The 14,421-nt window shown below is 59.1% G+C and carries 13 protein-coding genes; 4 read left to right on the top strand and 9 right to left on the bottom strand.

Annotation, left to right across the window (positions count from 1 at the left end; all coding sequences use genetic code 11):
* Window positions 1-31: 31 nt before the first annotated feature.
* Entirely contained in the window at window positions 32-1,522 is a 1,491-nt protein-coding gene (locus OS242_RS18465) for an aminotransferase class I/II-fold pyridoxal phosphate-dependent enzyme (protein WP_267153175.1), read from the bottom strand.
* 224 nt (window positions 1,523-1,746) lie between these two features.
* Between OS242_RS18465 and OS242_RS18460 the strand changes: the two genes are divergently transcribed.
* Window positions 1,747-3,177, top strand: coding sequence for an NAD-dependent malic enzyme (locus tag OS242_RS18460; protein ID WP_267153174.1), 1,431 nt, complete (start codon window positions 1,747-1,749; stop codon window positions 3,175-3,177).
* Between the two features lie 251 nt (window positions 3,178-3,428).
* Here the strand turns inward: OS242_RS18460 and OS242_RS18455 are convergent, their stop codons facing one another.
* The 3 genes from OS242_RS18455 to OS242_RS18445 form a co-directional block, all read right to left on the bottom strand.
* On the bottom strand, window positions 3,429-4,625 hold the full coding sequence (locus OS242_RS18455) for a pyridoxal phosphate-dependent aminotransferase (protein WP_407702130.1): 1,197 nt from the start codon (window positions 4,623-4,625) through the stop codon (window positions 3,429-3,431).
* Between the two features lie 107 nt (window positions 4,626-4,732).
* Complete coding sequence (locus OS242_RS18450; RefSeq protein WP_267153172.1) at window positions 4,733-8,290, bottom strand: efflux RND transporter permease subunit; 3,558 nt, start codon at window positions 8,288-8,290, stop codon at window positions 4,733-4,735.
* Window positions 8,291-8,444: 154 nt separating this feature from the next.
* Window positions 8,445-8,642 carry a sigma factor G inhibitor Gin gene (locus OS242_RS18445; RefSeq protein WP_267153171.1) on the bottom strand — a complete coding sequence of 66 codons (198 nt, stop codon included), beginning with the start codon at window positions 8,640-8,642 and terminating at the stop codon, window positions 8,445-8,447.
* Between the two features lie 199 nt (window positions 8,643-8,841).
* Between OS242_RS18445 and OS242_RS18440 the strand changes: the two genes are divergently transcribed.
* Genes OS242_RS18440 through OS242_RS18430 form a run of 3 tightly spaced genes read left to right on the top strand, consistent with a single transcriptional unit; the run spans window position 8,842 to window position 10,293 of the window.
* Window positions 8,842-9,552 carry a glycosyltransferase family 2 protein gene (locus OS242_RS18440; RefSeq protein ID WP_267153170.1) on the top strand — a complete coding sequence of 237 codons (711 nt, stop codon included), beginning with the start codon at window positions 8,842-8,844 and terminating at the stop codon, window positions 9,550-9,552.
* Between the two features lie 14 nt (window positions 9,553-9,566).
* Window positions 9,567-9,953, top strand: coding sequence for a DUF2304 domain-containing protein (locus OS242_RS18435; RefSeq protein WP_267153169.1), 387 nt, complete (start codon window positions 9,567-9,569; stop codon window positions 9,951-9,953).
* Window positions 9,946-10,293, top strand: a complete 348-nt coding sequence (locus OS242_RS18430) for an EamA family transporter (protein ID WP_267153168.1) — start codon at window positions 9,946-9,948, stop codon at window positions 10,291-10,293. The genes OS242_RS18435 and OS242_RS18430 overlap by 8 nt, the downstream gene beginning before the upstream one ends.
* Before the next feature lie 59 nt (window positions 10,294-10,352).
* Here the strand turns inward: OS242_RS18430 and OS242_RS18425 are convergent, their stop codons facing one another.
* The 5 genes from OS242_RS18425 to dnaX all read right to left on the bottom strand — a co-directional run bounded on the left by OS242_RS18425 (window position 10,353) and on the right by dnaX (window position 14,378).
* Window positions 10,353-10,622: a pro-sigmaK processing inhibitor BofA family protein gene (locus OS242_RS18425; protein ID WP_267153167.1), complete on the bottom strand. Its 270-nt coding sequence runs from the start codon at window positions 10,620-10,622 to the stop codon at window positions 10,353-10,355.
* A 357-nt stretch (window positions 10,623-10,979) separates the two neighbouring features.
* Entirely contained in the window at window positions 10,980-11,273 is a 294-nt protein-coding gene (locus OS242_RS18420) for a YaaL family protein (protein ID WP_267153166.1), read from the bottom strand.
* Between the two features lie 112 nt (window positions 11,274-11,385).
* Window positions 11,386-11,988, bottom strand: coding sequence for a recombination mediator RecR (gene recR, locus OS242_RS18415; RefSeq protein WP_267153260.1), 603 nt, complete (start codon window positions 11,986-11,988; stop codon window positions 11,386-11,388).
* Between the two features lie 9 nt (window positions 11,989-11,997).
* Complete coding sequence (locus tag OS242_RS18410; RefSeq protein ID WP_267153165.1) at window positions 11,998-12,309, bottom strand: YbaB/EbfC family nucleoid-associated protein; 312 nt, start codon at window positions 12,307-12,309, stop codon at window positions 11,998-12,000.
* Window positions 12,310-12,350: 41 nt separating this feature from the next.
* Window positions 12,351-14,378: a DNA polymerase III subunit gamma/tau gene (gene dnaX, locus OS242_RS18405; protein WP_267153164.1), complete on the bottom strand. Its 2,028-nt coding sequence runs from the start codon at window positions 14,376-14,378 to the stop codon at window positions 12,351-12,353.
* Window positions 14,379-14,421: the final 43 nt, after the last annotated feature.

Here is a 14,421-nt window from a genome sequence, read left to right as displayed (position 1 = left end):
AACAGACCCACTCTCCTACATTCCCTTCACTTCACGTTAAGACGTGCACAGTCCGCAGGGCGGTGTCTTCCACTCCTTGAAAGCGCACCCCCGCCTCGCGCAACTGCTGCACGTACTTCACCATCTCATCGGTCCAGACTTCTCCCGGCACGAGCACCGGTATCCCCGGCGGATACGGAATCACCGTCTCCGCCGCCACCCGGCCCGCCGCCTCCGCCAGAGCCACCGGCTCCGACTCCCGCTCAAACGCCTCATATGGCAAAACGGCCATGACAGGAGTCGGAGGGAGAAGAAAAGGCTCGCGGGCAAAGGGCAAGACCTGCTCTGCATGTCCAGTCTGCTCGTTTGCATGGACCTTATCAGAAGCATTCTGCCCTTTCCCTTCAGACGCCAGCCTCCCCAACGCATCCACCAGCCGGTTCACCTGCAGCGGCGTGTCCGCGTAGGTGAACACCGCCAGCACGTTGCGCGGATCGGCCAGCTCCAAGGTGACGAGTTCCCGCTCGTGGAGCAGTTCATACGCCTGCACCCCGGAGATCCCGAGCCTGTCCACGCGGATCGTCCACTTCAGCGGATCGACGCGATACTTGCCCGCGTCTGTCAGCAGTTCCAGATCCGGCAGTTCCCGCCGCACCCTGTCCACTCCATCACGCAGCGCCTGCATCGCCTTGCCGAACCTGTGACGGCCTTCTGTCGCCATCTGATGCCGGGCCGCATCGAGCGACGCCAGCAACAGATACGACGGCGACGTGCTCTGCACCAGTTGCAGCCGCTTGCGAAGCCGCACCCGGTCGACCCGCTCGCCTTGCGCGTGGAGCATCGACGATTGCGTCAGCGCACCGAGCGTCTTGTGCGTGCTCTGCACCGCCAGATCGGCTCCGCTCTCCATCGCTGTCGGCGGCAGGTCTTCATGAAACGCAAAATGAGCGCCGTGCGCCTCGTCGACGAGCAGCAGCATCCCCGCCTCATGCGCGATCTGAGCGATCGCAGCCAGATCCGAACAGATGCCGTGATAGGTCGGCGACACGACAAACACCGCCTTCGCCTCCGGGTGCTCTCGTACCGCCTCCCGGATCGTCTCCGGGTCGACACCCGACGCGATCCCATACCGCGCGTCCAGATCCGGATTGTAAAAAACAGGCTGAGCCTGTGCCAGTATCAACCCGTTCAACACCGACTTATGCAAATTGCGCGGGACCAAGATCTGCTGACCCGGCTTGACTGCCGCCATGATCATCGCCAGATTGCCCGCCGTGCTGCCGTTTACTAAAAACCAAGTCTCCTCCGCGCCGAACGCTTCCGCTGCCAGCCGTTGCGCCTGCAAGATCGCGCCCTCCGGCGCGTGCAGGTCATCCAGCCCCGGGATCTCCGTCAGATCGAGCCGCCCGGCCGCGCCGAGCATCGCTCCGATCTCACCTGGCAGCCCGCGTCCCATCTTGTGACCGGGCACATGATACGCCGCCCGCACCTTGCGCGAATGGGAGAGAATCGCATGTAAAATGGGAATCTTACCAGAAAACAACATACAGACCCCCATGTCTTATTGATTTCGATAAATGGCGTCTGGTTTCCTTTTTCCTATTATAGTCTTGCCAAAACACTCCATACAACGAAATTTTATCTTGACATTCTTTTACCAGCTTCGTTACAGTGCTACAATAGTGTCTACTTCTATCATATGACCATTCAACTCTTGTCATCATAGAGTCTGATTTTTAGGAAACCAGAAACGGAGGCATCCCCCGCATGGCAACAGAACGACAAGCCGGTCTTTCCTTGATCTACCGCCTGGAACTGACCAACAACTCCTCGACCTTCGGCAAGGTCGCTCATCACATCGGCGAAGAAAACGGCGACATCATCGGTGTCGACGTGGTCCACGTGGAAAAAGACACCGCGATCCGCGACATCAACGTCATGGTCTATGATCGCGACCACGGCAAACGCATCCGCGAGCGTCTCGACGGCGAAGAGGGCATCCGCGTCCTCAACGTCTCCGACCGCACCATGCTGATGCACCTCGGCGGCAAGATTGAAATGCGCTCCAAGATCGCCGTTCGCAACCGCGATGAACTGGCGCGCGTCTACACGCCGCACGTCGCGACCGTCTGCACCGCCATCGCAGAAGACCCGACCAAGGCGTTCAAGCTGACGATCAAGAAAAACACCGTCGCCGTCGTTTCGGACGGCACGGCGGTCCTCGGCCTCGGCGACATCGGCCCGTACGGCGCAATGCCGGTCATGGAAGGCAAAGCGATGCTGTTCAAACAGTTCGCAGGCGTCGACGCGTTCCCGATCTGCCTCGACACCAAGGACACCGAAGCGATCATTGCGCACGTCAAAGCGATCGCACCGGCATTTGGCGGCATCAACCTCGAAGACATCTCGGCACCGCGCTGCTTTGAGATCGAGAAGCGCCTCAAGGAAGAGCTGGACATCCCGGTCTTCCACGACGACCAGCACGGCACCGCCGTCGTCCTGCTCGCAGGCCTGATGAACGCGGTGAAACTGACCGGCAAACAGCTCTCCGAGTTGAAAGTCGTCGTCGTAGGCATCGGCGCGGCAGGGACTGCCTGCACGAAGATGCTCCAACTGGCCGGCGTGAAAAACATCATCGGCGTCGACCGTGAAGGCGCGCTCAACCGCGACACGGAGTACTCCAACGCGAACTGGCAATGGTACGCGCAGAACACCAACCCGGAAAACCTCAAAGGCAACCTGTCCGATGTCATCGTCGGCGCGGACGTGTTCATCGGTGTATCCGGCCCGGGCGTCCTGACCGTCGACCATCTGAAGTCGATGGCCCAAGACCCGATCGTGTTTGCGATGGCCAACCCGCAGCCGGAGATCGACCCGGAGGTCGCAGCTCCGCACGTGCGCGTCATGGCGACCGGCCGCTCCGACTACCCGAACCAGATCAACAACCTGCTCTGCTTCCCGGGCATCTTCAAAGGCGCACTCGACTGCCGCGCCTCCGACATCAACGAAGAGATGAAACTCGCCGCCGCCCACGCCATCGCATCCTGCGTGAGCGAAGACGAGCTCTCCGAAGAATACATCATCCCGTCCGTCTTCAACAAAAACGTCGTCCAAAACGTCCGCCTCGCCGTCATCGAAGCCGCCTACGCTTCCGGTGTGGCACGCCGCCGTTACCGCGACTACAAGAACAAAAACTAAATGCACCTCACGAAAAAAGCTCTCTCCTGTATGAAGGAAGAGAGCTTTTTCTATGAGTCATTGCCTTGCCCACGTTCGTCTTCGTCGTCTTGAAATAAAAAAGTAGCCACCCAATGGTTTGACCGCCCTTGGTGGCTACTTTCCCCGCAACAACAACTTTACGCGGAGGAACGCCCCCAGGTCAGTTGTTACATGTGGAGCCGAGCGGGAACTCGGCTCCATTTGTTATTTTTATGCTATCACATCTCTGTCTATCCCTGCAACCGATACTGCTCCAGCACTTTTTTAAACAACTCCCGCGACCGCTCGATCTGCTCGACCGGCACGCTGTACGACAGACGGAAGTACCCCGGCCGGGCAAATCCGGTGCCGGGCACGAGCAGCAGTTTGTGCTCTTTCGCCACCTGCGCGACAAATGCCACGTCGTCCGGGATCGGCGATTTCGGGAAGATAAAGAATCCACCCTGCGGTGTCACAAAGTCATACCCCGCCTCGCGCAGGATCTCCACCATCAGATCCCGCCGCATCCGATACTCCGGCAGCTCGACCTCCAGCGTGTCCAGCTTGGCGATCACGCGCTGCATCAGATTCGGCGCATTGACAAACCCCAGCGTCCGATTGGCAAACACAAACGTAGCCGTCAGCAGATCGCCGTCCTCCACGTTCGTATCCAGCGCCAAATACCCGAGCCGCTCGCCGGCGATGCCCAGATCCTTCGAGAACGACGACGCAAACACCGTCCGCCCGTACGCCTTGAACGGATCGGGCAACGGCGCATCATACAACAACTGACCGTACGGATCGTCATACACCAGATAGATCGACGTCCCGTACTTCTCCTCCGCCGCACGCAGCACCCGGCCGAGCCCGTCCAGATCGTCCTGAGACAGCAGCGTCCCCGTCGGGTTGTTCGGCGTATTGATCAGAATCGCCCGCGTCTTCGCTGTCAACGCCTGCTCAATCGCCCCGAGATCCAGCGAAAAATCATCCGCCAACGGCACCATCACCGGCGCGCCGAGGTGATTTTCCACATACGAGATGTACTCCATAAAGAACGGGGTCAGCAAAACCACCTCATCGCCCGGATCGAGGATGCTCTTGAACACCACGTTCAGCCCGCCGCCTGCTCCGACCGTCATCACGATCCGCTCCAGCGCAAACTCCGCCGCATAACGCCCCGACAGATACTCCGCCACCTTCGCCCGTGCAGCAGGCAAGCCTTGATTCGGTATGTAACCATGCTTCCCGGCCACCGGCTCGTCCACCACTTCCTTCAGCGCCGCTTGAAACGCCGCCGGCGGATCGACAATCGGATTGCCGAGCGAGAAATCGAACACATTCTCCACGCCGTACTCGTCTTTCAACTTCTTGCCGTCTTCAAACATCTTGCGCACCCAACTGCCGCGCTCCATCGCCTCTGTAATTTTAGACGAAAGCGTCATACCCATCTGCATCTACCTCCGTACCACGATTTCCTTCCATCATAAAGGATTGCCCGAAAAGAAAAAACCTCCCCGTGAAAAAGAATTCGGGGAGATTATCGATCCTTACCCATTTACACCCCGTCGGTCTGCACATCCGCCCGACGTTTTTGCACCTGCTCACGCTTCTTTTTGCCAAACAAAGCCGCACGCATATTGTCGAGTACCGTATACGCAATCGGCACGATCAAAAGCGTCAGCAACGTCGACGTCGACAGCCCGGAGATGACCACAATCGCCAGCGAGCGCGAGATCAATCCGCCCTCCGACGTCACCGCCAGCGGCACCAACGCCCCGATGGTGGCCACCGCCGTCATCAGAATCGGGCGAATGCGCGTCACACCCGCTTCGATCAGCGCATCGTGCGTGTTCAAACCGTGCGCCCGGTTTTGCATCACGCGGTCGATCAGGACAATCGCGTTGGTCACGACGATCCCGATCAACATCAGCACGCCGACCAACGCCGGCATCCCGAGCGATTCGTCGGTCAGCCAGAGACCTGCTATCGCCCCGACAAAGATAAACGGCAGCGAGAACAGGATCGCCAGCGGAGCGAGCATCTCGCCAAACGCCACCATCATCACCACATAGACGAGCACAATCGACACGCCGATGGCGATAAACATGTTGGTAAAGCCCTCGCCGATCAACTTCGCTTCGCCTTCAAAGTAATAGGTGACGCCTTCCGGGAACTGCCCTTTGATCGCTTCCATCACCTTCTCGACCTCGCTTTGAATGCCCGACGAGTTCTGAGAGGTGAATTTGCCGGAGATCGACACATACTCCTGCTGGTTCAGACGCTGGATCGACGTCGCGCCGTTTTTCATCTCGACTTTCGCCACGTCGCCCAGCACCACTTCCTCGCCGGTCACGCTCGTGATCTTCTGCTCGGCGAGCTTGTCCAGCGAGTTCAACTCATCGACCCGCAGGCCGAGGTTGAGCGCCGTCGTCTTGCCTTCGATCAGCACGTTGGTCGCCGTCGAACCGCTGATCATGTCCCGGACCGCGCCCATGATCAACGCCGTGTTCAGACCGCGCTCCGCCGCCTTCACATCGTCGACGACGATCGACACCTGCGGGCGCACCCCTTCCACGTTCGAACTCACATCGGCCAAGCCGTCGACTTTGGCCAGTTCCGTCTTGATCAGATCGGTCGCCCGTTTCATCGACTCCAGATCCGGCCCGTTCAGCACGAGGAACAAGCCCCCGCCGCTGCCCGGTGTGCCGCCGACGCCTGTCAGCGTCGTCTCGACGCCTTCGCCGAGATCTTTCGTGCCCTCGCGCAGCAGCTCTTCAAACTTCGGCGCGTCAAAGTCTTCCTTCATCGTCAACCGCATCCGCACCGATCCTTGGCGGACGGTCGCCGTGTAATTTTCGGTCGCCCCTGCTTCCTGCACCAGTTTCTCCACTTTCATCGCCACCTCGTTCGCCTTTTCAATCGACGATCCGATCGGCAGTTCCGCTTGGAAGGAGTAATATTTGACCTCCTCCTTCGGGAAGAAGTTGACCGGCACCTGCGGGACGAGCAGCCCCGTCCCGCCGAGCAAAGCCAGGCAGATGACGACCACGATCGTCTTATGCCCGAGCGACCAAGTCAGCAAGCGGCGATACCCGCGCTGCAGGCCGCTCTCCTTGTGCTCGACCGGCTTGAGGTTCATCAGGAACAGGCGCGACATCAGCGGCACCACCGTCACCGCGATCAACAGCGAGAACGCCAATGCGATGACCACGCTCCACGCAAACGGAGCGAAAAACTTGCCGACGATCCCCGGTACGAACGCCAGCGGGCCAAAGACGGCAATCGTCGTCACCGTCGACGACGTGATAGCCTGCGCCACCTCCATCGTCGCAGAGAGGACAAAGTGGTCATCCCGCTCGTCCGGGTGCGACGTCTGGATGCGGCGGTAGAGGTTTTCGATGACAACAATCGAGTCGTCGACCACGCGCCCCACCGCCACCGCGATCCCGGCCAGCGTCATCATGTTCAGCGAGTAGTCCATCCACTTCATCACGATCATCGTCACGAGGATCGACAGCGGGATCGACAGCAACGCCACGACGGTCGCCCGCACGTTGCGCAGGAAGATCAGCGTGACAATCGCCGCCAAGAGCGCGCCAAACACCGCTTCCCGCAGCATCGAATTGACCGATTTCTTGATCTCCGTCGATTGGTCGCGCAGTTCCGTGATCGCGTACCCGTCCGGCAGAGAGATCCCGGCGAGCTTCTCCTTGACTCCGTTGACCACCTCGACCGTGTTCGCGCCCACGTTGGCGACGATCCCGGCCGTGACGGCCGGCTTTGCGTTCAGCCGGGTGTAGGAACCGGTGTCCGCCACCTCATACGTGACCTCCGCCACATCGCCGAGCTTGAGCGTCTTTAGCTCCAGCGCGACCTTCGCGTTGTCCGCATTCGGCTTTGTCACCGCTGCCTGCTGCGACGCGCTGCCGTTCGCCTGTGCTCCTTGCTGGAGCACCTGCAGCGACGACTGCGTTTCCACGCCCGCCGCTTGCAACGCATGTTGCACCTGCGTCAGTTGACCTTGCAGGTCGGCGATCTTCGCTTGCTCCGCCTTGATCTTGGCTTCCAGAGCGACGATCTGCCCCGCTGTCTGCCCGTCTTTTGGGTCCTGCGAGTTCATCGCGCTCGCCTGCTCTTTCAGTTGCAGCTCTTTCAACTGCATCTGATCCGCAAACATCTGTTGCGACACCTGATTGATGCCGCCCATGATCAGGATCTGCTGTTGCATCAAGGCTTGCGACTTCGCCAGCGACCCGACGCTGCCGCCGAGTTGGCCGACCGCTTGTCCGACCTGCCCGACCGCCTGACCGAGTTGGCCCATCCCGTCGCCGACCTGCTGGAATGCGTCGGTCATCCCCGACATGTTTTGCTCGACGAGGATCAGGTTGACGTTTTTCACATCTTCGACCGACGTCAGTTGCTTGCCGACCTGCACGTTCATCGTCCGCCCGTCGACCGTCACTTCCCCGGTCGGAGCGGAGATGTTGTTGGCGAGCAACGCCTGTTTCACTTTCTCAAGCGTCAGGTTGTGCTCCTTGAGCTTGTCCGGGTCGATGCGCACGAACAGCTTTTTCTCCGCCGTGCCGTTGATGCCCACCGAACTCACTCCGGGCACGGTCGCCAGTTGCGGCTCGACCTTTTCCTCCAGGAACTGTTGCACCGCCGCTTGATCTGCACCGCCGCCGTCGACGGCAAACGTAAACACATCGTCGGCCGACGGACCTTGCTGATGAACCTCCGGCTTTTGCGCCGTCTCCGGCAGACGCACTTTGGCGAGCGCCGCGTTGACGTCCGCTTCCGCCTCGTCCATCTTCTTGCTCATTTCAAATTCCAAAAACACGTTGCCGTAGTTGTTCGCCGACGTAACGTAGAGATTTTTCAATCCCTTCAGCCCCGACAACTGACTTTCCAGCGGCTTCGCGATATCCTCCAACACTTGATCGGGCGTCGCGCCCGGATAGACGACGTACACGTTGAGATACGGCACGTCGACGTTCGGCAGACTTTCCATCTTCATCTTCGAAACGGAGTACAGCCCGCCGCCAAATACCAGAAGAATGGCGATAAAAATCAAACCCACATTCTTCATCGAAAATTTCGTCAATGCTTTCAAGGCGGATTCCTCCCCTGTTTGTTCGCCTTCTATTTTACTTTCTTTATCGGCATAAAGCATAGCGGCAAATCTACGAGATTATGACACTTTTATGTAAGACAACACCATACAAAAAAAAGAGAGCCCCGGGCACTCGCCCCAAGCTCCCTCCTCCTCAAGAAATCGCCTCCAGCCAGATGCGCTTCATCCGGTCGATGTAGTAGGCGTACCGCTCATCTTCCACATCCGTCTTGACGATCTCCCGCTCGCACTCGTGGCAGAGAAACTGCGTGAGGATCTGAATCCCTTCCACCTTCTGCTCGCAGCAGATCATGCACGCGCCGCCTTGTTGCCCTTGCTGTTGTTCTTCCATCCTGCCACACGCTCCTTTCCCATCCGGACTTGTCTATCAACCCAGTATAACAAATTCAGAGAATTTTATACGTTCTGGATATGCGCCCTTTTGGAAAAGTGTGAGGAGAGCCGTCTCGACAGTTCCTCTCTCGTTCGTTAAAATATGAGAGTTATAGATATACTGGAAAGTACAAGACTACTCGTAAAGGCGGACGGACATGAACCAACCGAAAGTTCTCGTGATCATACCGGCCTACAACGAAGAGGGCAGCATCGCGAACGTCATCCGGCGCATCCAAGCGGTCGCGGCAGACACCGGTCTTCACATCGACACCGTCGTCGTCAACGACGGCTCCAAGGACGCCACCGTGCGCGTGGCGCGGGCTGCGGGAGCGACGGCCGTCATCGATCTGCCGTTCAACCTCGGCATCGGCGGCGCGATGCAGACCGGCTACCTCTATGCACATAAAAACCAATACGACATCGCCTTGCAGATCGACGCCGACGGCCAGCACAACCCGCACGACATCCCGACGGTGATCGAGCCGATCCTGCGCGGCGAGTCCCACTTTGTCGTCGGGTCGCGCTACGTGGAAAAAACGGCGTACCGCTCGTCTGCGATGCGCCGCATCGGCATGATCTTTTTCTCGAGCCTGATCCGGCTCGTTACCAAACACACCGTCAAAGACCCGACCTCCGGCTTCCGGGCGGCCGACCGGCGCGTCATCCGGATGTTCGCCGAGTACTACCCGGTCGACTATCCCGAGGTCGAGGTGCTCGTCCACATCGCCCGTCGCGGCCTGACCTTCCAAGAGGTCTCCGTCGAGATGAGCGAGCGGCAGGCCGGCACGTCCTCGATCACGCCGATCAAATCGGCCTACTACATGATCAAAGTCGGCCTCGCCGTCCTGATCTCCGCGACGCGATAAAGGAGGACCACTCGTTGACCATCTTTGACACCCCGATCATCTACGCGCTGTCGATCCTGTTTTCGCTCGCCTTCGTCTGGTTCGTGCTCTCCCAAGTGCGAAAACGCAAACTGCGCGAACAATACTCGCTGATGTGGCTCCTGCTCGGCCTCGTCATCGTCGTCGTCTCCGTGCGCTCGCATTGGCTGGACAGCCTCGCCTACCTGCTCGGCATCTACTACGCGCCGTCGCTTCTGTTCCTGATCGCGCTCCTGTTCGTCTTCGCCTATCTCCTGCACCTGACGATGGTCATCTCCAAGCTCTCCGACCGCGTCGTGCGCCTCACCCAAGAGCTGGCGATCTACCAACAGCGCGAACACGCCGCACAGCCGCACGAAAAGGAGACCGCCCTGCATGAGTAAATTTGTCCTCTACGGCCTGCTCCTCGTCAACATCCTCTTGCTCGCAGGCGGCCAGATCGTCTGGAAAAACGCCCTGCAAAACATGAACGGCATGACCGTGCTGAACGTGATCACGTCACCTGGCGTCTACATCGGCGGCTTCATGTACGTCATCGCCACCGGCATCTGGCTGGTCATCCTCAACAACGGCAAGCTCTCCGTCGTCTACCCGATGCAGAGCCTCGCCTACGTGATCGGCATCTTCGTCGCCTGGCTGATCTTCTCCGAGACCATCCCCACCACCCGTTGGATCGGTGCTGCGGTGATACTCGCCGGCGTGTACCTGATCACGCTGGAATAAAAAAACGCCTGTGCGCAACTCACCATGAGTTGTGAACAGGCGTTTTTTCTGTTTATCAGTCATCCGATGAACCACAGCTGAATGACGACCAACGCCGCCACCCCCGGCAGACCGAGAATGCCCGCTGTCAACGCCGTCACCAGATTCAACCCGATGTGAAATCCAAACGATGCGCCGACCAGATTGATCAAAAACAGCGCGACCACGCCGACGATCATCCCGCGCAACAAGCCGAACAACGCGCGTCCCGGCTCCCGCAAAAACTGCGACACCATGTAGATCAGCACCACCGTGCCGACTAAGATACCGATCACTTGCCAAGCTGACATGACACGTTCCCCCTCCTTGTCCTATCACTACTCTATGTGACGGAAAAGGCAGGTATGATAGCAAAAAAAAGCGGCGACTGCGTATCAGTCACCGGCTCAATGGAGCGAAAACGTCCCCGTCTTCGCCCTGGGAGGCCATCCAAAATGTTAAACTTTGGTTGGTTACTTTCTAGTATAGCAGAAATCATCCGATTTATGCACAGTAAAATGTATCCATTTTGTGAAAAAGTGGAGTTCTGCTAAATCAATCGTATTGTTCTTACTTGTCTGACAAGATTAACAATACTTTCATGAAAATGGACAACCTTTTTAATTTCAACAGAGGTCGTCCTTATTCATTCATGAATTGACAGTCTTTTATCCGACCGTTTTTTCCAACTCCACCGCCTGTTTTTGCGCATGGCGTTTTTTCGCTTGCCGCAGCAGATAGCCGTATTTTCTCTCCGCTGCTTCCAGGGAAAAGATGGCGTGGTCGATCAGCTCGGGATCGGACACATAGTTGATATGCTCCCGGGCGATCTTCCACTCTTTTTGAGCCGCATCGATCTCCGCTTTCAGTTTTTCCTCTTCGGTCAGCTCTCGATCCACCGTCTGCCGTCCGCGCAGCCAGTCGGCAAACTGCTTCCATTTCTTTTGATTCGGTGTCGCCATGTTGCCGCCCCCTCACTCTTTCTCTCGCGTGCATGAGTAGTAGAAGTATATAGGGGCTGTCCGGAAAACATGACAAAAAGAGCCTGTTCTCCAAAATGGGAACAGGCTCCGTCTAGATCTCGCGTCGGCCTTCGAGCGCCTTGGACAGCGTCACCTCGTCGGCATACTCCAGATCCCCGCCGACCGGGAGACCGGCCGCGATGCGGGTGACTTTGATGCCGACCGGCTTGAGCAGACGGGACAGGTACATCGCCGTCGCTTCGCCTTCTATGGTCGGATTGGTCGCCATGATGATCTCGTCGACCTCGATCTCCGGGTCTTGCAGACGGCGGAGCAGCTCGGCGATGCGAATCTGATCCGGGCCGATGCCTTCGATGGGCGAGATGGCGCCTTGCAGCACGTGGTAGAGCCCGTTAAACTCGCGGGTCTTCTCCATCGCGATCACATCTTTGGCCTCCTGCACCACGCACAGGATGTCGCGGCGGCGGCTCTGGTCGTTGCAGATGCGGCACGGGTCGACGTCGGTGATGTTGCAGCAGACGGAGCAGTGGTGGAGGTGACGTTTGGCGTTGACGAGCGCCTTGGCCAGATCCATCACGTCATCCTCTTTCATCGACAGCACGTGAAACGCCAATCGCTGGGCGGTTTTCGGGCCGATGCCGGGCAGACGGGAAAATCCGTCGACCAGATTGGATATCGGTTCCGGGTAATGCAACATGTCCGTTTAGAACAGGCCCGGCATGTTCATGCCCTTGGTGTACTTGCCCATCTCGTTCGCCGTCATTTCGTCCGCTTTTTTCATCGCGTCGTTGACAGCCGAGAGGATCAGGTCCTGGAGCATTTCGATGTCGTCCGGGTCTACCGCTTCCGGTTTGATCGTGACCGATTGCACGTTTTTGTGTCCGGACACGACGACGGTTACCACACCGCCGCCCGCAGTGCCTTCCACCGTTCTGGTGCCGAGCTCTTCTTGCGCTTTCATCATTTGAGCTTGCATTTTTTGTGCTTGCTTCATCAGGTTTTGCATGTTTTTCATCAATGGTCACCTCGTTCTTAGACTCGATGCTATAGGATATGTCATTCAACGACTTCGACATGCTCGGAACCAAACAAGAACTTCGCCTTTTCCACCAGCTCGTCCCGTTCAGGTGCCGCAGCAGTTGCCTCGGTCGATGTTGCCTCGTTGTTGTCGCCGCCGTCGGCGCTCGGGGAGGGGCCTGTGCCGCTCGCCCCGATGGTCGGTTGGAACCGCATCCACTCGGATTCCATCACGGCAAACAGTTGATGCGGCACGCCGTTCATCAACTGGGTGAACACCGGCTCGATGATCTCGCGGTGGATCGGCTTCATGATCGTCTCCGCGTGGATCTGCGAGGTGAACGCCACCACGATGTAGCCGTTGTCGACAGCGACCGGCTTGCCGGCCAACAGCCACGCCTGCGCCGTGATCTTGCGCTGCTTGACCTCGTCGAGCACGCGCGGCCAGAACTGCTGCACGCGGGCAAACGCATCCGGGTCGGGGCTCGTGACGATCTTCGCCAGCGAGGAGCCGCCGCCGCCCGACACGGCCGGAGCCGCAGCCGGACGCGGAGCAGGAGCCCCGCCGCCCGTCGGAGCGGACGCAGGCAACGGCGGCAGATTGGCCGGCGGAATCACCGTGCGCGGCTGCTCCTCGCGGTGAGGAGCGGGTGCCAGCGCGGCGTTCACGCGGCTTGGCGGACCGTCGATCGGCGGCGGTTGCATCACCTCGCCGACCGAGCGCATCCCGCCGCCTTGACCTGGTGCCGGAGCGTTCGCCTGCTGCGGCCGCGCATTCGGCGCCACCGCTCCTGCCGCCAGCGCGGAGGCGAGCTTTTGCTCCAGATCTTGCAGGCGGCGCAGCAGATCCGGCGATGCCGGTGCCCCGCCAAAGCCGGCCTGCTGCGGCGCGGGCGACGGCGGGAATCCACCGCCCGGCAGACCGCCGGACAGCTTGCTTTCGAGTTGCTCCAGCCGCTCCAGCATATCTTCCGGGTCGATCGACTGCGCTTTGCACAGCCGCACCATCAGCATTTCCAATAACAGCCGCCCTTGCGACTGCCACTTCAATTCATTTTGCACCTGCGTCATCTGTTCGATGATCCGCGTCAACACGCCCGTCTCATACATGTCCGCCACCTCGGCAAACTCGCGGTCGTAGTTGGCGCGATCTTGCACCTCTTCCAGATGAGGCACCGTCTTTTGCATGAGCAGATCGCGGAAATAGGTCACCAGATCGTGGAGCAGTTGCCCCACGTCCTTGCCTTTGTCGATGAGGTCCCCGATCTCGCCCAGCACCGCAGCCGGTTGCCGCTCGCAGATGCCGCGGGCGATTTTGGCCAGTACGTCCGCGCCGATCGCGCCGACCATCGAGATGATGTCCTCCGCGCGCACTTGATCGCCGCCAAAGGAGATCACTTGGTCAAAGATCGAGAGCGCGTCGCGCATCCCGCCTTCTGCCGCCCGAGCGACCAGCCAGAGCGCATCCTCTTCGACGATGACACCTTTTTCATCGGCGATGTGGCGCAGATGGTCGACGATCGCACGTCCCGTGATCCGGCGAAAATCGAAGCGCTGGCAACGCGAGATGATCGTCGCCGGCAACTTGTGCGGCTCGGTGGTCGCGAGGATGAACATGACATGGCTCGGCGGCTCTTCCAGCGTTTTGAGCAACGCGTTGAAAGCCTCCGTCGTCAGCATGTGCACCTCGTCGATGATGTAGACTTTCGACCGCACCTCAGTCGGGGCAAATTTGACCTTGTCCCGCAGGTCGCGAATCTCGTCCACGCCCCGGTTCGACGCGGCGTCGATCTCCATCACGTCCATGATCGTGCCTTTGGTGATGCCGATGCAGGCCGGGCACTCGTTGCACGGCTCCTCGGCCGGACCGTTTTCACAGTTGATCGCTTTGGCGAGTACCCTCGCCGCCGACGTCTTGCCGGTGCCGCGCGGACCGTTGAACAGGTACGCATGGGCAAAACGATGTTGACGCAACGCATTTTGCAACGTGCGCGTCACATGTTCTTGCCCGGCGATATCACGAAAAAGTTGGGGTCGCCATTCGCGGTAAAGGGCGATGTATGCCATAAGAGCGAGCCCCTCCCTTCCTTGTTATACATAGGATTTTACA

Origin of the sequence: Tumebacillus lacus (genome assembly GCF_026410385.1) — a bacterium.
Lineage (GTDB): Bacteria > Bacillota > Bacilli > Tumebacillales > Tumebacillaceae > Tumebacillus > Tumebacillus lacus.
The sequence above is the reverse complement of the archived record's forward strand: the minus strand, read 5'-3'. Positions and strand labels throughout refer to the sequence as shown.